Annotated in this window: 17 protein-coding genes; 10 read left to right on the top strand and 7 right to left on the bottom strand. The window is 76.2% G+C overall.

Features of this window, described 5'->3' with window-relative positions; all coding sequences use genetic code 11:
- Window positions 1–6 precede the first annotated feature (6 nt).
- Window positions 7–663, bottom strand: a complete 657-nt coding sequence (locus tag KDL28_RS09590; protein ID WP_252437057.1) for a TetR/AcrR family transcriptional regulator — start codon at window positions 661–663, stop codon at window positions 7–9.
- Here KDL28_RS09590 and KDL28_RS09585 point away from each other — a divergent pair.
- On the top strand, window positions 662–1288 hold the full coding sequence (locus tag KDL28_RS09585) for a methyltransferase family protein (protein ID WP_252437056.1): 627 nt from the start codon (window positions 662–664) through the stop codon (window positions 1286–1288). The two genes, KDL28_RS09590 and KDL28_RS09585, sit on opposite strands and share 2 nt — an antisense overlap.
- Here KDL28_RS09585 and KDL28_RS09580 read toward each other — a convergent pair.
- Window positions 1246–2394, bottom strand: coding sequence for a C45 family autoproteolytic acyltransferase/hydrolase (locus tag KDL28_RS09580; protein WP_252437055.1), 1149 nt, complete (start codon window positions 2392–2394; stop codon window positions 1246–1248). The two genes, KDL28_RS09585 and KDL28_RS09580, sit on opposite strands and share 43 nt — an antisense overlap.
- A gap of 186 nt (window positions 2395–2580) precedes the next feature.
- Here KDL28_RS09580 and KDL28_RS09575 point away from each other — a divergent pair, with 186 nt between their 5' ends.
- Genes KDL28_RS09575 through fdhD form a run of 3 tightly spaced genes read left to right on the top strand, consistent with a single transcriptional unit; the run spans window position 2581 to window position 3878 of the window.
- Window positions 2581–2775 carry a hypothetical protein gene (locus tag KDL28_RS09575; RefSeq protein ID WP_252437054.1) on the top strand — a complete coding sequence of 65 codons (195 nt, stop codon included), beginning with the start codon at window positions 2581–2583 and terminating at the stop codon, window positions 2773–2775.
- A 15-nt stretch (window positions 2776–2790) separates the two neighbouring features.
- Window positions 2791–3045: a hypothetical protein gene (locus KDL28_RS09570; protein WP_252437053.1), complete on the top strand. Its 255-nt coding sequence runs from the start codon at window positions 2791–2793 to the stop codon at window positions 3043–3045.
- Window positions 3033–3878 (top strand): formate dehydrogenase accessory sulfurtransferase FdhD, encoded by an 846-nt coding sequence (gene fdhD / locus KDL28_RS09565; protein ID WP_252437052.1) that lies wholly within the window; start codon window positions 3033–3035, stop codon window positions 3876–3878. The genes KDL28_RS09570 and fdhD overlap by 13 nt, the downstream gene beginning before the upstream one ends.
- Here the strand turns inward: fdhD and KDL28_RS09560 are convergent.
- Complete coding sequence (locus tag KDL28_RS09560; RefSeq protein WP_252437051.1) at window positions 3875–4234, bottom strand: hypothetical protein; 360 nt, start codon at window positions 4232–4234, stop codon at window positions 3875–3877. The genes fdhD and KDL28_RS09560 overlap by 4 nt on opposite strands.
- Before the next feature lie 431 nt (window positions 4235–4665).
- Between KDL28_RS09560 and KDL28_RS09555 the strand changes: the two genes are divergently transcribed.
- Both KDL28_RS09555 and KDL28_RS09550 read left to right on the top strand, forming a co-directional pair.
- On the top strand, window positions 4666–5058 hold the full coding sequence (locus KDL28_RS09555) for a YciI family protein (protein WP_252437151.1): 393 nt from the start codon (window positions 4666–4668) through the stop codon (window positions 5056–5058).
- A complete protein-coding gene (locus KDL28_RS09550; RefSeq protein WP_256501171.1) occupies window positions 5055–6293 on the top strand; it encodes an RNA polymerase sigma factor in 1239 nt (412 codons plus the stop codon). The genes KDL28_RS09555 and KDL28_RS09550 overlap by 4 nt, the downstream gene beginning before the upstream one ends.
- A gap of 15 nt (window positions 6294–6308) precedes the next feature.
- Here KDL28_RS09550 and KDL28_RS09545 read toward each other — a convergent pair whose 3' ends face one another.
- Together KDL28_RS09545 and KDL28_RS09540 are read right to left on the bottom strand one after the other, a co-directional pair.
- Window positions 6309–8510, bottom strand: a complete 2202-nt coding sequence (locus tag KDL28_RS09545) for a glycoside hydrolase family 15 protein (RefSeq protein WP_252437050.1) — start codon at window positions 8508–8510, stop codon at window positions 6309–6311.
- A 198-nt stretch (window positions 8511–8708) separates the two neighbouring features.
- Entirely contained in the window at window positions 8709–9341 is a 633-nt protein-coding gene (locus tag KDL28_RS09540; RefSeq protein ID WP_252437049.1) for a TetR/AcrR family transcriptional regulator, read from the bottom strand.
- 91 nt (window positions 9342–9432) lie between these two features.
- Between KDL28_RS09540 and KDL28_RS09535 the strand changes: the two genes are divergently transcribed.
- Window positions 9433–10578: an epoxide hydrolase family protein gene (locus tag KDL28_RS09535; protein ID WP_252437048.1), complete on the top strand. Its 1146-nt coding sequence runs from the start codon at window positions 9433–9435 to the stop codon at window positions 10576–10578.
- Between the two features lie 3 nt (window positions 10579–10581).
- Here KDL28_RS09535 and KDL28_RS41410 read toward each other — a convergent pair whose 3' ends face one another.
- Window positions 10582–11349, bottom strand: a complete 768-nt coding sequence (locus KDL28_RS41410; protein ID WP_252437047.1) for a glycoside hydrolase family 16 protein — start codon at window positions 11347–11349, stop codon at window positions 10582–10584.
- Between the two features lie 157 nt (window positions 11350–11506).
- Here KDL28_RS41410 and KDL28_RS09525 point away from each other — a divergent pair, with 157 nt between their 5' ends.
- Window positions 11507–12361 carry a phytanoyl-CoA dioxygenase family protein gene (locus tag KDL28_RS09525; RefSeq protein WP_252437046.1) on the top strand — a complete coding sequence of 285 codons (855 nt, stop codon included), beginning with the start codon at window positions 11507–11509 and terminating at the stop codon, window positions 12359–12361.
- Here the strand turns inward: KDL28_RS09525 and KDL28_RS09520 are convergent.
- A complete protein-coding gene (locus KDL28_RS09520) occupies window positions 12322–13467 on the bottom strand; it encodes a glycosyltransferase family 4 protein (RefSeq protein WP_252437045.1) in 1146 nt (381 codons plus the stop codon). The genes KDL28_RS09525 and KDL28_RS09520 overlap by 40 nt on opposite strands.
- 464 nt (window positions 13468–13931) lie before the next feature.
- Between KDL28_RS09520 and KDL28_RS09515 the strand changes: the two genes are divergently transcribed.
- Entirely contained in the window at window positions 13932–14837 is a 906-nt protein-coding gene (locus KDL28_RS09515) for a hypothetical protein (RefSeq protein ID WP_252437044.1), read from the top strand.
- 80 nt (window positions 14838–14917) lie between these two features.
- A complete protein-coding gene (ligD, locus tag KDL28_RS09510; RefSeq protein WP_252437043.1) occupies window positions 14918–15892 on the top strand; it encodes a non-homologous end-joining DNA ligase in 975 nt (324 codons plus the stop codon).
- Window positions 15893–15999 lie beyond the last annotated feature (107 nt).

The following is a 15999-nucleotide window of genomic DNA, read 5'->3' as shown; positions in this document are numbered from 1 at the left end:
GACAGGCTATCCCGGCCGCTCCCCGGTGATCGCGGTCAGTGCGTCGGCGGTGCGGACGAGCTCGGCGGCCGGGTCGGCGTCGCGCAGCAGGACGCGGTGCAGCTGGGCGTCGGCGGCGTGCACGACCAGCGCCGCCGTCCGCGCGGGGTCCGCGCCGCCGCGCCCGCACCGCACGAGCTGGCCGGCGATCAGCGCGATCGTCCGGGTGTGCAGGTCGGCCAGCAGCGCCGAGCCGGCCGGGGTGAGCGGCGCGGCCCTGTGCATCAGCTCGTGCAGGCGGGGCCGGTCGGTGTGCTCGGCGACGGCCGCCGCGGCGATGGCCCGGGCGGTCTCGTCCCAGGCGGGGCGGCGCGCGTCCAGTTCGGCGGCGAGCGCCTCGACCCGGTCGATGCCGCGCCGGACGTGCCGCTCGGCCAGCGCCTGCAGCATGCCGGTCTTGTCCGGGAAGTACTGGTAGAGCGTCCCGATCGAGACGCCGGCGCGTTCGGCGATGCGGTTGGTGGTCGCGGCGGCGCCCTCGCGGTCGAAAACCTGAGCAGCCCCCTCCAGCAGGACCTCGACCGTGTCGCGGGAGCGCTGCTGGGAGGGGGTGCGCCGGCGCCCGGCGGGACCCCCCGGGACGCGAGTTGTCCGGCTCCGCCGCTGGTCGGAGGCTGGGCGCATGGGGGAAACGTACTTGGATGCCCGACTCGCGGCCACGATCGCGCTCGTGGTCCACGCGGTCGGCCTGGTGCTGGCGTTCGGCGTGCGGACCTGGCGGCACCGGCGCGCGACGGGCTCGACCGGCTTCCGCGGCGTCTCCGGCCGGCCCGGCTCGCTGCCGTGGTGGGGCGGGGTGCTGTTCGTGCTGGCGCTGCTGCTGGCCACCGCGGCGCCGGTGCTGGCGCTGACCGGGGTGCTCGCGGCCCCGCCCGGGCTGGTGCGGGTGGCGACCGCGGCGCTCGGGGTGCTCGTCGCCGTCGCCGGCCTGGCGGTCACCGTGCTCGCGCAGAACGCGATGGGCGCGTCGTGGCGGATCGGGGTGGACGAGTCGGAGCGCACGGCGCTGGTCGAGGCCGGGCCGTTCCGCCGGGTGCGCAACCCGATCTTCACCGGCATGGCGGCGGTGCTGGTCGGCGTGGTGCTGCTGGTGCCGACGGTGGTGGCGGTGCTGGCGCTGGTGTGCCTGGTCGTCGCGGTGCAGATCCAGGTGCGGGTGATCGAGGAGCCCTACCTGGCCCGCGCGCACGGGCCCGCCTACGCCGACTACCGCGCCCGCACCGGGCGGTTCCTGCCCCGGCTGCGCTGACCGGTCGCGGTGGGTCGGTGCACCGGGACCGGGGCGGCGGCGCGCAGGACCTGCCAGGAGTCGGGACCGACCGTGCACGGGCCGCCCACGGCGACGTGCAGGCTGCGGTCGACGACGTCGATCGCGACCGTGGCCAGGCTCTCCCAGCGCTCGTGCGGCGCGAGCGCGAGGTCGGGGTGCGCGCAGACGGCGGCCCCGTCCGCTGCGTGCGCGTGGAGCGCGCGGGCCCGGGCGGTCGGGTCGGGTGCGGCCAGGGCGTCGCGGTGGGCGCGTAGCCAGGCCAGCCGCCGCCACGTCGTGGAGTCGGCGTCGGCGCGCTCGCCGTCGACGAGCCGCGGGTCGAGGAAGTGGTTGGTGTGCGCCAGGAAGCCGGTGGCGTCCGGGGCGACCTCGCCGACCCCGGCCGGGCTCAGCTCCAGGCAGCGGGCCTCGCCGCGGGTCACGACCGTGACCACGGTGGACGCCGACAGCCGGGCCGAGCGGGCCAGCGCGACCGCGTCGGCGACGGTGTCGGCCTCGTCGAGGATCCGGCGGGCGACCACGTGGACGGGGACGCCGATGTCGGGGGTGTCGGACGCGTGCTTCAGGGCGTTGAAGTGCAGCCCGAGCCCGGCGCTCGAGACGCCGATCTTGCCGATCACGCCGGCCTCGGTGAACGTGCACACCCATCGCCCCGGGGCCGGCCGCAGCGTCCGGCCGAGCATCGCGCCGCGCAGCACGTCGTGCCAGTCCCAGGTCTGCACCGTGCGCGGGGCGGTGCCGTCGCCGGGCAGCACGACCGCGGTGGAGCACTCGCCGTGGCCGGTGACGTCGGCGGCGGCGAGGATCTCCGTGCGCGCGGTGAGCGCGGCGACCCGCCACAGCGGCAGACCGCTCCCGGCGGCGATGCCCTCGATCTCGGCGGCCGCGGCGGGCGCCCAGCCCGCCGTCGCGTCGAGCGCCCGCTCGGCCCAGCCCCGCACCCGCGCCTCGTCGGCGCCGTGGGCGGCGAAGAGCTCCAGGTAGGTCGCGGCCGTCGCGCGGACGGCGTCGCGGTGGGCCTCGCCCAGCTCGCGGCCGCGGGCGCGCGGGTCGGTGGCGGTCGAGACGTGGGTCGCGAGGGTCATCAGCCGTCCTCCGTGCCGTCGCCGTCGGTCGTCCCCGACCAGACTCGCACCGCGGGTGCCCCGCCGCCCGGCGGGACGACCCCTGAGCAGGCCGACGAGATGGCCGCGCGGTTCCACCACCGGCCGTCGCCGCGGCCGGGCCGCTCCGGTCCGGCGCCGCGCGGTGACGGGCCGGATGATGGGCCGATGACCGATCCGGTGCGCTGGGACGAGGCCCGCCGCCGCGCGCACCGGGCCGCGGTCCCGCTCCTGGTCCGCCCGGTGGCCCTGGCCGGGGCGGCGGGTGCGGTGCTGGGCGCCCCGCTGGTCGCCGCGGTCGCGCTGCCGACCGCGGACTGCTCGGCCACGGACGGCCACGCCGTGCGCGGCCCGGCGCCCTAGGAGATCGTGCGCAGCATGCGGGCCACCGACCACGCCGAGTTCGCCCTGCTGCCGGCCGTCCCGGCCCGCGGTCTCGACCCGCACCCGTCGGAGCACCGGATCGTGCCGGTCCGCGTCCGCGAGGGCGTGGCCGAGCCCGTCGGGCACGGCGGACCGGCCATGCTGCGGGGTGCCGCGCCGGCCGACCGGCCGGCCGTCGTCGATCCGGGAGGAGAGGGCTCCACCGTGCACCTGCTGCCCGAGCTCGGGGGTGGCCCGTGGGTCGCCTGACCTCGCACCGGCCGATCGTGCGGGTCACCGCCGACGGCCGGGTGTCGCGCCCGGACGTGCTGGCCGTGGAGGAACCGCTGGAGCTGCGCGTCGGCGGGAAGGCGCTGGCGGTGACCATGCGCACGCCCGGCCACGACGTCGAGCTGGCACACGGCTTCCTGCTCTCCGAGGGCGTCATCGGCGGCCGCGGCGACGTCCTGGACGCCCGCTACTGCGGCTCGCTCGACGAGGACGGCCGCAACACCTACAACGTCCTGGACGTCGGCCTCGCGCCGCACGTGCCGCCGCCGGACGTCGGGGTGGAGCGCAACTTCTACACGACCTCGTCGTGCGGGGTGTGCGGGAAGGCGTCGCTGGACGCGGTGAAGCTGCGCACCCGGTACTCCCCGGCGCCCGACCCGGTGCGGGTGGCGTCCGCGACGCTGGCCGGGCTGCCGGACCTGCTGCGGACGCGCCAGCGGGTGTTCGACCGCACCGGCGGGCTGCACGCGGCCGGGCTGTTCACCCCGGAGGGCACCCCGCTGGTGGTCCGGGAGGACGTGGGGCGGCACAACGCCGTCGACAAGGTGCTCGGCTGGGCGCTGCTGCAGGACCGGGTGCCGGCCGCCGGGACCGTGCTCGTGGTGTCCGGGCGGGCGTCGTTCGAGCTGGTGCAGAAGGCGGTGATGGCCGGGGTGCCGGTGCTGGCGGCGGTGTCGGCACCGTCGTCGCTGGCCGTCGAGCTGGCCGAGGAGTCCGGGCTGACGCTGGTCGGCTTCATCCGCGGCGGCGCGATGAACCTCTACACCGGGGTCCAGCGGGTCCCGGCGCCGGACCGGGCGGGCGCCCGCTAGCGCGGTGCCGGCGTGGCGGGGGAGTCGGGCAGCGGGGCGAGCGGGACGGCCGTGCCGGTGCCGGCCACCGCGGGCCGCGGCACCACCTGGATCAGCGGCTTCTCCGGCGCCCGGCCGTCGGGCGCGGCGGGGAACAGCACCAGCACCAGCCCGGCGATGGCCGGGGCGAGGGCCAGCGAGAACGCGGTGACCAGGGTGGGCACCAGCCGCCGGCGGGGCCGCGACGGCGGTCGCAGGTGGGCGGCCTGGGCGTGCGGTGGTCGCCGCTGGACCTGCGGCGGTCGCGGGTAGGCCCGATCGTGCGGGGGTCCGGCGTACGGCGCTGCAGCGGTCCGCGCCCGTCGTTCATCGCCCATACCCCCGTTCACGGAAGGCGCGCCGGGCCGGTCTCGACGCGGCGCCCGGATGGCCGGGATCCGCCAACTTGACGGGCAACCGGTTGACCTCCCGCCCGCCCGGTGCCCTGGCACGGACGCCGGTCGGTACGTTCCGCGGGTATGCGGGTCGTCCTCGTCGCCGTCGGCACGCGGGGTGACGTCGGCCCCTGCACCGGGCTGGCCGCCGCGCTGGCCGCCGCCGGCCACCGGCCGGTGACCGCCACGCGGGCGCGGCCGTCGCGGCCGTCGAGCGCATCGCCCAGGAGTGGCCGGTGCGCCGGGCGGGGTGGCGGTCCGCCCGCCGGGCGCGGAATCCTCGTCGGGCGGTGTCCGGTGCGCCGCCGCGGCTCCGACGTCCCCGGTGCGGGCGCCGAGCGGCGCCGCACGAGGAGGACGCGGACGTGAAGTACATGATCATGCTGTACGGCTCGCAGCAGGACTACGACGCGATGGCCGGCAGGCCCGGCGACAAGCCCCCGATGTCGCCGGAGGACCTCGCCGCCATGCACGAGCACATGGGGCGCTACCACCAGGCGCTGGTCGACTCGGGCGAGCTGGTCGACGCGCAGGGCCTCACCGCACCCGTGCACGCGCGGCGCGTGCGGCTCAAGGGCGGGGCGCCGGTCGTCACCGACGGGCCGTACCCGGAGACCCAGGAGGTCCTCGTCGGCTACACCGTGGTCGACGTGGTGGGCATCGACCGGGCCGTCGAGATCGCGGCCGGGTTGGTCAACCCGGCCGCGGAGGGTGAGTACGTCGACGTCCGGCCGATCGTGGACTCCGTCGAGGAGCTCTCGCTCTGAGCAGCGGTCCGGAGGCGACCGAGGGCCTGCTGCGCCGGTTGGCGCCGCAGGTCCTCGGGGCCGTCGTGCGCCGCTTCGGGCACTTCGACCACGCCGAGGACGCCACCCAGGAGGCCCTGCTGGCCGCGGCCACCCGCTGGCCGGTCGACGGCGTGCCCGCCGACCCGAAGGCGTGGCTGATCACCGTGGCCGCCCGCAGGCTCACCGACCTGCTGCGCAGCGAGCAGGCCCGCCGCAGGCGCGAGGACGCGGTGGCCGCGGCGACGCCGCCGCAGCGGCGGGTGGCGCCCGGCGCCGACCACGCCGCCCCGACCGACGACACGCTCGTCCTGCTGTTCCTGTGCTGCCACCCGGCGCTGTCGCCCGCCTCGCAGATCGCGCTCACCCTGCGCGCCGTCGGCGGCCTGGGGACCGCGGAGATCGCCCGGGCGTTCCTGGTGCCCGAGGCCACCATGACCCGCCGGATCACCCGGGCCAAGCGCAGCATCAAGGACAGCGGCATCCCCTTCGGGCTGCCCCCGGCGGCGGAGCGCGCCGAGCGGCTCGACGCCGTGCTGCACGTGCTCTACCTGGTCTTCACCGAGGGCTACGCGGCCACCGCGGGCCCCAACCTGCAGCGCGGCGAGCTGGCCGCCGAGGCGATCCGGCTGGCCCGGCTGGTGCACCGGCTGCTGCCCGGCGACGGCGAGGCGGCAGGCCTGCTGGCGCTGATGCTGCTCACCGACGCCCGCCGCGACGCCCGCACCGCCCCCGACGGCGCCCTCGTCCCGATGGCCGAGCAGGACCGCTCGCGCTGGGACACCGGGCAGATCGTCGAGGGCGTCGCGCTGCTGACCGAGCACCTCGGACGCGGCGAGACCGGCGCCTACCAGCTGCAAGCCGCCATCGCCGCGGTGCACGACGAGGCACCCACCGTCGAGGAGACCGACTGGCCGCAGATCGTCGCGCTCTACGAGCTGCTGCTGCAGCTCTCGGACAACCCGGTGGTGGCGCTCAACCACGCCGTCGCGGTGGCCATGGTGCACGGCCCGCCGGCCGGTCTCGACCTCCTGGCGGGGGTGGCCGCGGACCCCCGGCTGGCCGACGACCACCGGGTGCACTCCGTGCGCGCGCACCTGCTGGAGCGGGCAGGCGAGCCCGCCGCGGCGCGCGCCGCCTACCTCGCGGCCGCCGACCGCGCCACCAGCCTGCCCGTGCAGCGCCACCTGCACGCCCGCGCCGCGAACCTCCCCTGACCCCCACGGGGCCGGTCAGGGGCCCTCGCGGTCGGGGCACTCGTCGGGGAGGAACTCGCACACCACCGCGGCCGGCCGCTCGACGGGGGCGCCGGCGTCGATCGACCGGGCCAGCCGGATGAGTTGGGCGTGCGACCAGGTCAGTGGGGTGGCCGACCGCGTGCCGGTGCCGGGGGCGGCACCCGGCTCGCCGGAGGGCGGGGCGTCGTCCCAGACCTGTTCGGCGATCATGTGGCCGTCGTTGGCGGTGGCCGCGATCGCGCGCAGGCGGGCGGCCGGGTCGCCGGTGCCCGACAGCAGCTCGTACTCGCCGCGCTCCCCGGCGAAGATGGGCCAGGCGCGGCCGGCCGTCGCCTGGGTGTCCGGCTCGGTGACGCGCCACGGGCCGCCCTCGGCGTCCTCGCCGTAGCCGTCGTCGGTGAAGCGGTGCCAGAACTGCCCGTTCGGGGTGTCCACGCCCAGCTCCCGGTCGACGACCGCGACGGTGTTGACGACCACCGGGTCGTCGGCGGGCTTGATGCCCAACCGGACCAGCTCCAGGAAGCTCGGGTCGACGACGGCCCGCTGGTCGAGCGTGGCGCCACCATCACCGACGTTGTACGCGGTGGGGGCGTTCGGGTCGCCGTCCTTGCTCAGCCGCAGGTAGTAGGGCTCGGGGGAGAGCGGACCGGTGGTGGTCACCGTCCAGGAGTCCAGCCTCGCGGCCCAGTCGCGGGCGGTGGCCAGCCAGCGGTCGGCCGCGGCGGGGTCGCCGACGCGGCGGGCGAGGTCGGCGGCGCACACCAGACCGGCGATCTGGGCGCCGATGGTGGCCGGCGAGTAGCCGCTCTGGTTCTCCCACCGCTCCTGCGACGACCACGGCGCAGGGTGGTCGCCCGCGTAGCCGAGCAGGAACTCCGCGCCGCGGCGCACGCGCTCGAAGGTGGCGGCGTCGGTGCGGTCGAGCTGCCAGGCCAGCACGAGCGGCAGCGCCACCTCGTCGAGCTGCAGGTCGTCCCAGGCCTGGGTGCCGTACACGTCGGAGTTCTGCGGGACGGAGCCGTCCGGGCGCTGCTGGCGCTGCAGGATGAAGTCCAGGGCCCGGCCCGCGGCGTCCCGGTCGCCCGCCGCCAGCAGGGCGGTGGCGTGCTGGTAGAGGTCGCGCGACCAGACCAGGTGGTAGCCCTCCGACGGCGACGACAGGTCGGGCACCTCCTGGCCCCACACCCACGGCATGCTCGGTGAGGCGATGAACGCGCCCGGGTTGCGCTTGTCCTCCGAGGCCGCGTTGACCACGACCGACGCCCAGTACTCGTCGGCGATGTCCGCCGCGCTGTCCGGCAGGTCGTCCAGGCCGGCCAGGTAGTCCAGCCAGCCCCGGGCGTACGCGTCGGCCGCCGCGTCGAACCCGGCGGCCAGGCTGTCGCGGGCCGCGGCCGTCGCGGCGGCGGCGTCCGCGCCGAAGCCCAGCGCGAGCCGGGCGCTGCGGGCGCCGTCCACGCCGGTGACGCCGTCGAGCCGGGCGCCGAGCACCACGTTGCCCGGCCCGGCCTGCGCGTACGTCGCGCCCAGCGCGCCGTCGGCGAGCAGGTCGGTGCGGGCGTCGCTGGTGCCCAGGTGGCCGACCGTGGCCTCGGCCAGCGGGACGTCGGCGGACAGCGCCAGCGCGGCGCGGTCGTCGGAGGCCACCAGATCGGGCCCGACGACGGCCGCCCGGTCGTCGTTGCCGCCGTTGGACAGCCCCGGGTCGGCGATCGCGTAGACCCGGTACGGCCGACCGTCCAGCGAGGTCAGCGCCACGTCGACGAGCACGGTGCTGCGGGCGGGGTCGGTGACGTAGCGGCGGGTCAGCTCCCAGCCGCCGGTGGCCGACCTGTCGGTCTGCTCGTAGGCGGGGACGCGGGCGTCCGGGGCGTTCGTCGCGCCCGCGGTGGCCGCGGTGTGCTCGGCGGCGGTGCCGTCGGTGACCACGAACTCCAGGTCGCGCAGCGCCGGGGTGCTCAGGTCGGGGTAGTAGACCTCGGACAGCTGGCCCGGCCGCAGCGTGAACCAGACCTCGCTCTCCCGCGTCCGGGACGTGCCGAAACCGTGCTTGTCGGCGTCGGTCCACGTGGCCGGGGCGCCCGGGGCGCCGGGCGCCGGACCGGGCGCGGGCTGGGCGGCGGCCTGCGGGGTGATCAGCAGGACGGCCGCGGTCGCCGACCCGGCGACGAGGGCGGTGAACCGGGCGGCGGGCATCGGCGGCCTCCGTTGGCGGTCAGCGGTCCACGTCGACTTCCCCGTCGGGTGACGTCCACAAACACCACCCGCCGATGCCCGGGCTCCGCGCCGGGTTCAGGAAGGCCACCTTCCTGACCTGCTGGGTTCAGGAAGGTGGCCTTCCTGTCCTGTGGGGACCTGAAGGTGGCCTTCCTGAACTTCCGGAGTCGGCGCGCGTCAGGTGTCGAGCCAGCGCCAGCTGAGTTCGCGGGCGTCGGGCGGCGGGCCGGGGAGGGGGCGGCCGGGGTCGGTGGTGAGGCCGGTGAACAGCACCTCGACGTAGCGCAACCGGATCTCCCGGGTGCGCGCCGGCGTCGGCATGCGCACGGCGGAGCAGCCCTCCAGCACGAGGGTGAGGTCGTCGACGACGAGGCCTTCGCGCAGGGCCGGTCGGGCGCGCTCGAACAGTGCGGTGCTCAGCTCGGCGGCGCGGACGGCGTCGGCGTCCATCTGCGGTGTGGGGGTGAAGGTGCCGGCCAGGTTGACGGTCAGCGCGTGCAGGTCGGCGACGACGACCCGCTCCAGGAACCCGCGCAGCGCAGCGGCGGGGTCGGGTTCGGCCAGTGCGGCCTCGGCCTCGGTGAGGTAGCGGCGCAGCCCGTCGTGGCAGAGGGTGCGCAACAGGTCCTCCTTGCCGGGGTAGCGCCGGTAGAGCGCGCTGATCCCGACGCCGGCGCGCTCGGCCACGGCCGCGATGGGCGCCTTCGGGTCGGTCAGGAAGACCTCCCGGGCGGCGTCGAGGATCGCGCCGTCGTTGCGGGCGGCCTGGCCGCGGCGCCCGGAGAGGGCGGGCGGCGGCGGTGTCGGCATGTCGCCATCTTAACAGTGGAACGGATCGTTCCGCTCTGCTAGTGTTCCCAGTAACGGAATGAAGCGTTCCGTTCCGCGACGAGAGGGAGCCATGACCGGCACCGAGATCACCCCCTTCCGCGTCGACGTCCCGCAGGCGGCGCTCGACGACCTGGCCGACCGGCTCCGCCGCGCGATCCGACCGAGCGTGCTGCCGGGCACCGGCGACCGCTACGGCGTGCCGGCCGACCAGGTCGAGGCGCTGGCGGCGCACTGGCTGGAGAAGTTCGACTGGCGCGCCGTGGAGGCGCGGATCAACGCGTTCCCGCAGTTCACCACCGAGATCGACGGCGAGCGCATCCACTTCCTGCACGTCCGGTCGGCCCGCCAGGACGCCACCCCGCTGGTCCTCACGCACGGCTGGCCGGGCTCGGTGTTCGAGTTCCTCGGCGTCGTCGAGCCGCTCACGGCACCGGCCGCCGACCAGCCCGCCTTCCACGTCGTGATCCCCTCGCTGCCCGGCGTCGGCTTCTCCGGCCCCACGACGACGCCCGGCTGGGGCGTCGACCGCACCGCGCGGGCCTGGGTCGAGCTGATGCACCGGCTCGGGTACGACCGCTACCTGGCCGCCGGCAGCGACACCGGGTCGATGATCTCCCCGCAGATGGGCCGGATCGACCCCGACGGCGTGCTCGGGGTGCACGTCGCGCAGGTCTACTCGTTCCCCAGCGGCGACCCGGCCGAGTTCGAGGGCCTCACCCCGGAGGACTACGCCGGGCTGGCCCGGATGCAGTGGTTCCAGGACACGAAGTCGGCGTTCAACGTGCTGTCCAGCCAGCAGCCGCAGACGCTGGCCTACGCGCTGGCCGACTCGCCGCTCGGGCTGCTGGCCTGGAACGCCCAGCTGTTCGCCGCCGACGAGGACCCCGACTTCGTGCTGTCGAACATCGCGACCTACTGGTTCACCGGCACGGCGAGCTCCTCGATCCGCTTCTACTACGAGGCGGCCCACGCCGACGAGCCGCCCACCGGGCCGACGACCGTGCCGCTCGGGCTGGCGATGTTCGGCGGCGACTTCCACTCGGTGCGCCGCTTCGCCGAGCGCGACCACTCGCGGATCGTCAGCTGGAACGCCTACGACATGGTCGCGCCCGACCCCGACAGCCGCGACCCGCGCGACCACTACGCCGCCCACCAGCACACCGACACGTGGCTGGTCGACCTGCGGGCCTTCGTCGGGCTGCTGCCCGCGGGCTGAGGGCTACCCCAGCGGCCGGCCGCGGACGTGCGAGACGAACAGCTCGGGCACCGGCACCTCGGCCCCGTCCGGATCGGCCTTCGCCGGGAAGTCGAACAGGCCCAGCATCAGCTGCATCGGGTAGTCCGGGCTCTGCGCGCTCGTGCGCACGACCTCGTCGTCGACGGTGAAGGTCACCCCGTCGGGCCGCCAGTCCACCGCGTAGGTGTGGAACGCGGTGGTGTCGATGGGCAGCGGCTCGGCGGCGAACTCCTGGACCAGGTCGGGGTCGCCGAGCTGCTTGATGCCGGTGCCGACGTCGGCCGAGCCGGCCCGCACCGCGTCGCCGAACACCTCGACGACGCAGATCTCCCCGGCCCGCCCCGGCACGTCCTCGAGGCCCGCCAGCCAGAACGCGAACATCGACCGCGCCGGCACGACCGCCCGCATCCGCACCTCGACGTGCCCGTAGTGGGGCGTGTAGCCCCACTGCGCCGGCTGCTCCTCGCGCACCGTGAGCCCCTCGGCGAACGGCTGCGGGCCCCGCGTGCTGCCCACCGGTCCGGACCAGTTGCCCGACTGGATGCACGACACCCGCAGCGGCTCGGGGTGCCGGTCGGGGCACCAGAGCGGGTGCTCGGCGGGGATGGACAGGTGCAGCTGGGCGTCGTGCACGCGCAGGTTGGCCGCGGACTCCGCGCGCGAGCTCCAGTGCGGCAGGTAGTAGGGGACCCAGATCTGCGGGTCGAGCCCGTCGGCGTGGAACTCCTCGTCGAGCTCGGTCCTGGTCACGTCCCGGATGCTAATGGTCGGGCACCCCGGGGGAACGGGGTGGAACGGGGCGTCGGGCGGGTCTAGCGTGCCGGTATGCGCCGAGATTGATGCCGGGCCCGAGCTCCTCCAGGTGGTGGTGATCGCCCATCCACCCACCACCGGACGGAGGAAGCCCGTGTCCGATCTGTTCTCCCCGCGCGCCCACTACCGGGCGTTCGGCTTCGTCGTGCTGCGCGGCGCGCTGGCGCCCGCCGAGCTCGACGCACTCACCCGCGAGTCCGACCGCGCCATCCGCGACGCCACCGGTGAGAACCACCTCGTCGACGACGGCGGGGGCGGCATGGCCGGCCACTACGTCCCGGCCACCGGCGAGCGCACCCCGGTCAGCGCCGCGCTGGTCCGCCGGTTCGCGCCGGTGCTTGAGGAGCTGACCGGCGTGCCGCTGCTGCCGGCGGTCGTCCAGCACAACCTGCTGTTCGACATGGCCGGCTGGCACACCGACACCGGCCACGCGGTGCCCGGCGCCAAGGCCGTCGCCTACCTCGAGGAGGTCGACGAGGGCACCGGCGCGCTGCGCGTGCTGCCCGGTTCCCACCGGCTCGACGAGCGGGTGGTGCGCGACCTGCTGCAGGGCGGGGTGTTCCGCGGCGACACCTGGCAGGCCGCGACGGCCGCCGTCCCGGCCCACGCCATCGCCTCCCGGCCCGGCGACGTCATCGTGTTCGACGAGCACATCTGGCACGCCAGCGTCGGCGGGCGCAACCGCCACCAGTGGTCGGCGGGCTTCGTGCTCGACCCGCAGTGCCCGGAGGAGGAGCTGGCCGTGCGGAACTGCCTGGCCAGCCAGTTCGTCGCCGGGATGCGGCTGGACTACGACCCCACCCACTACCCCTGGTACGGCCCCGGCCTGCGCGAGGGCTGCCCGCCGCACTGGTACGCCCGGCTCGAGGAGCTCGGCGCCGTCGCCGCGGCGGCGGCCGAGCAGTGGGGTCAGGCGGCCGCCGCGGAGGCGCCGATGACCTCGCAGTAGTGCGCCACCAGCTCGTCGCACACCGTCGACCAGGTGCGCCGCAGCACCGACGGCCGGGCGGCCGCGGCGAGGCGCGCGCGCAGCACGGGGTCGGTCAGCGCCAGCACGGCCCCGCGCAGCTCGGCGTCCGCCGCGGCCACCGCGGCCGCGTCCGCGCCCTCGGGCCGCGGGGGCACCAGGAACCCGGTCCGGCCCGGGAGCACCAGGTCGCGCGGGCCGCCGGCGTCCGGGGCGACCACGGGCAGCCCGGAGGCCAGCGCCTCCTGGACGGCCTGGCAGAACGTCTCCGACGGCCCGGTGTGCACGAACACGTCCAGCGAGGCGTAGATGCGGGCCAGCTCGTCGCCCTCGCGGAAGCCCAGGAAGGCCGCCCCGGGCAGGGCCGCGCGCAGCCGGGGGGCGCTCGGCCCGTCGCCGACCACCACCAACCGGACGCCGGGCACGTCGTGCACCGCGGCCAGCCGCTCCACCTGCTTCTCCGGGGCCAGCCGGCCCACGTAGCCGACCAGCAGCTCGCCACCCGGCGACAGCTCGGCGCGCAGCGCGGGGTCGCACCGCGACGGGGTGAAGCGCCGGGTGTCCACGCCGCGGCCCCACTGGTGCACCCGCGGGACGCCGCGCGCCCGCAGCTGCGCCGTCGCCCAGCTCGACGGGCTCAGCGTGCGGTCGGCCTGGCGGTGCAGCCGGCACGTCCAGCGCCAGGCCGCCCGCGCGGTCAGCCCCAGGCCGTAGGAGGAGGCGAAGCCGGCGACGTCGGTCTGGTAGACGGCCACGGTGGGGATCCCCAGCCGGCGGGCGGCGGCCAGCCCGCGGTGGCCGACGACGAACGGCGCGGCCAGGTGCACGACGTCGGGGGCGAACGCGCGCAGCTCGGTCAGCACGCGCCGGCTCGGCACGCCGATCGGCATCGACGCGACGACCGGCAGGTCGACCGCGGGGATGCGTACCACCCTCGCCCCGGCGCAGGAGTCGGGACCGTCGACGCCCGGCGCGACGACCAGCACCTCGTGCCCGCCCGCGGTGAGGTGCTCGATCACCCGCAGCACGGAGTTCGTCACGCCGTTGACCACGGGGAGGAAGGACTCGGAGACGATGGCGACCCGCACCGGCGCACCGTGCCCGGGCCACCCGACGCGCCCCTGACGGCGTCCTGACGCCGAGGGGACATCGCGGCCAACACCCGTGGCGGGGTTCCGCCACGGGCTGCGCCGGGACACTCGTGATCGTCGACGAGCGGCCGCCGCGACCCCCCCTGCGCGCGACGGGCGGCTGCTCACGGGGCGCGAACGCCGCATCGGGTGATCACGACCTGATCGTGGGGCGGCGTCCAACCGTTGGGCGAACGCGGCTGTCAGCTCACCGTCACGTCGCCCGCCACGAGCCACCGGAGTTGGCGACGGACGTCGTGCGCGAGCACTATGGGCGCCGATCGCGACAGTCCCGGCCGGCGCCCTCGCTCCCCGCACACAGGGCCGCCGGATGCTCCCCCGCGCCGGGTCCGCGACCACGAGGACAGGAGTTCACGATGATGCCTGCTCGCTGGGCACGTGGTGGTGCGCCGGCCCGATCGGTGATCGCCCGCACCGCGACCGGGACGCTGCTCGCGGCGCTGACCGGCGCCCTGACCGGTTGCGCCGTGCCGGTGATCCAGGCCGCGCCGGTCACCGCGCCGCAGGCCGCGGCGCAGGTGGGCGACCGCCCGGAGCCGTGCCGGTTCCTGTCCCAGGCCACCGTGGCCGACCTCGCAGGCGACCAGCGCACCCAGATCGTCGGCTCGGCCAACACCTGCTCGTTCACGATCGGCGGGCAGTTCACCTACCAGATCAACGTCCAGCCCGACGATACCGGTCGGTTCGAGTCCGAGCGCGACCGGCTGTTCAAGGACTCGGTCCCGGTCGACGGGGTCGGCGACGAGGCCTTCTTCCGCGACGGCACGTCGATCACCGTGCTGGGCGGGCGCAAGGCCGACTCGTACTTCGCGGTCACGCTGGTCCCCGCCGTGTCCGACCCGGCGGGCGCGGGCGGCGCGGCCCCGCCGGTCGCGGGCGGGCGGAACAACCAGAACCAGAACAACAACCAGAACCAGAACAACCAGGCCCAGAACCAGAACAACCAGGCCCAGAACCAGGTCGACCAGGCGCAGGCCGCGCTGGCCGACGCCGCGGACGCCGACGGCGACGGCGTGGTCGACGCCGACCAGGACGGCGACGGCCAGATCGACGCCGCCGCCGACGACGACGCGATCGCCGCGGCCGACACCGACGGCGACGGCGCGGTCGACGACGACATCGCCGCGGCGGTGCAGGCCGTCGCCGACGGTGCCGGTGCCGGTGCGGGTGCGAACAACGGTGCCGGTGCGAACAACGGTGCCGCCGCGGCCGACGACGCCAGAGGGGTCGTCGGCCCGATCGGCGACATCGTCGACGCCAAGGCGAGGCTGATCGACGTCGCGCGGGCGGTCGCGGACAGCATCTGACCATCCCCGGAGGGGTGGCGGAACGGGTTCACCCGCCGGACCAGGTGCGCGAACGGCCCCTCGTGGGGGACGGTGTCGCCATGACCGCCGAGCTGCCCGCGCCGGTGCGCCCGATGATGGCCACCGCGGGGGAGCCGCCCGCCGGTTCGGGCTGGGCGTTCGAGTTCAAGTGGGACGGCGTCCGCGCGATCATCGGGACCGCGGGTGAGCGCATCCAGCTGACCAGCCGCAACGGCAACGACGTGACCCTGGGGTACCCCGAGCTGGCCGGCATCGGGCTGGGCGGTGGACGGCGCCTGCTGCTCGACGGCGAGCTGGTGGCGCTGGACCCGGGCGGGCGGCCCGACTTCGGCCTGCTGCAGCACCGCATGCACGTGCGCTCGCCGGGCCCCGAGCTGCAGGCGGCCGTGCCGGTGCAGCTCTACGTCTTCGACCTGCTGGAGGTCGACGGGACCTCCCTCGTCCGCGAGCCCCACGACACCCGCCGCGCGCAGCTGCTGGAGCTGGGCCTGGACACCGCGCCGGGGGTCGCGGTTCCGCCGTCGTTCGCCGATGTCACCGGCGGGCAGCTGCTGGAGGTCGCCCGCGCGCACCGGCTGGAGGGGATCGTGGCCAAGCGGCGGCGCTCCCGCTACGAGCCCGGCCGCCGCTCGACGACCTGGATCAAGACCGCGCTGATGACCACCCAGGAGATCGTGGTCGGCGGCTGGACGCCGGGCGGGGGGCGGCGGGCGTCGACGCTGGGCGCGCTGCTGCTGGGCGCGTACGACGACGGCGGGGCGCTGCGCTTCCTCGGCCACGTCGGCACCGGCTTCACCGACGCCGTGCTGCACGACCTGCTCGACCGGCTGCGCCCGATCGAGCGCCCGCGCAGCCCGTTCGACGAGGACGTCCCCGCCGAGTACGCGCGCCGGGCGCGGTGGGCGCAGCCGCTGCTGGTGGGCGAGGTCGTCTACCGCTCGATGACCCACGACGGCCGGCTGCGCCACGCCGTCTGGCGCGGTCTGCGCCCCGACCGGGAGCCGGCCGAGGCCCAGCTGCCCGCGCTCCCCTGACCGGTTCCGGCAGGCGCACGGCCGTACCCGGCTGCCCCGTCCGGCCGTCGATGCGGGCCTTGCCCGCCCGGTAGCGTTCCCCGATCGGGGGACCGGGTGCTAAAGCG

The organism is Pseudonocardia humida (assembly GCF_023898865.1).
GTDB lineage: Bacteria > Actinomycetota > Actinomycetes > Mycobacteriales > Pseudonocardiaceae > Pseudonocardia > Pseudonocardia humida.
This window is presented reverse-complemented; position numbering and strand designations above follow the sequence as displayed.

Bases quoted from the DNA above. Each gene is read 5' to 3' on its own strand.
- KDL28_RS09585 (WP_252437056.1), top strand. From the start codon at position 662: ATGGGGGAAACGTACTTGGATGCCCGACTCGCGGCCACGATCGCGCTC.
- KDL28_RS09590 (WP_252437057.1), bottom strand. From the start codon at position 663: ATGCGCCCAGCCTCCGACCAGCGGCGGAGCCGGACAACTCGCGTCCCG.
- KDL28_RS09580 (WP_252437055.1), bottom strand. From the start codon at position 2,394: ATGACCCTCGCGACCCACGTCTCGACCGCCACCGACCCGCGCGCCCGC.
- KDL28_RS09575 (WP_252437054.1), top strand. From the start codon at position 2,581: ATGACCGATCCGGTGCGCTGGGACGAGGCCCGCCGCCGCGCGCACCGG.
- KDL28_RS09570 (WP_252437053.1), top strand. From the start codon at position 2,791: ATGCGGGCCACCGACCACGCCGAGTTCGCCCTGCTGCCGGCCGTCCCG.
- KDL28_RS09560 (WP_252437051.1), bottom strand. From the start codon at position 4,234: ATGGGCGATGAACGACGGGCGCGGACCGCTGCAGCGCCGTACGCCGGA.
- KDL28_RS09555 (WP_252437151.1), top strand. From the start codon at position 4,666: ATGATCATGCTGTACGGCTCGCAGCAGGACTACGACGCGATGGCCGGC.
- KDL28_RS09545 (WP_252437050.1), bottom strand. From the start codon at position 8,510: ATGCCCGCCGCCCGGTTCACCGCCCTCGTCGCCGGGTCGGCGACCGCG.
- KDL28_RS09540 (WP_252437049.1), bottom strand. From the start codon at position 9,341: ATGCCGACACCGCCGCCGCCCGCCCTCTCCGGGCGCCGCGGCCAGGCC.
- KDL28_RS09535 (WP_252437048.1), top strand. From the start codon at position 9,433: ATGACCGGCACCGAGATCACCCCCTTCCGCGTCGACGTCCCGCAGGCG.
- ligD (WP_252437043.1), top strand. From the start codon at position 14,918: ATGACCGCCGAGCTGCCCGCGCCGGTGCGCCCGATGATGGCCACCGCG.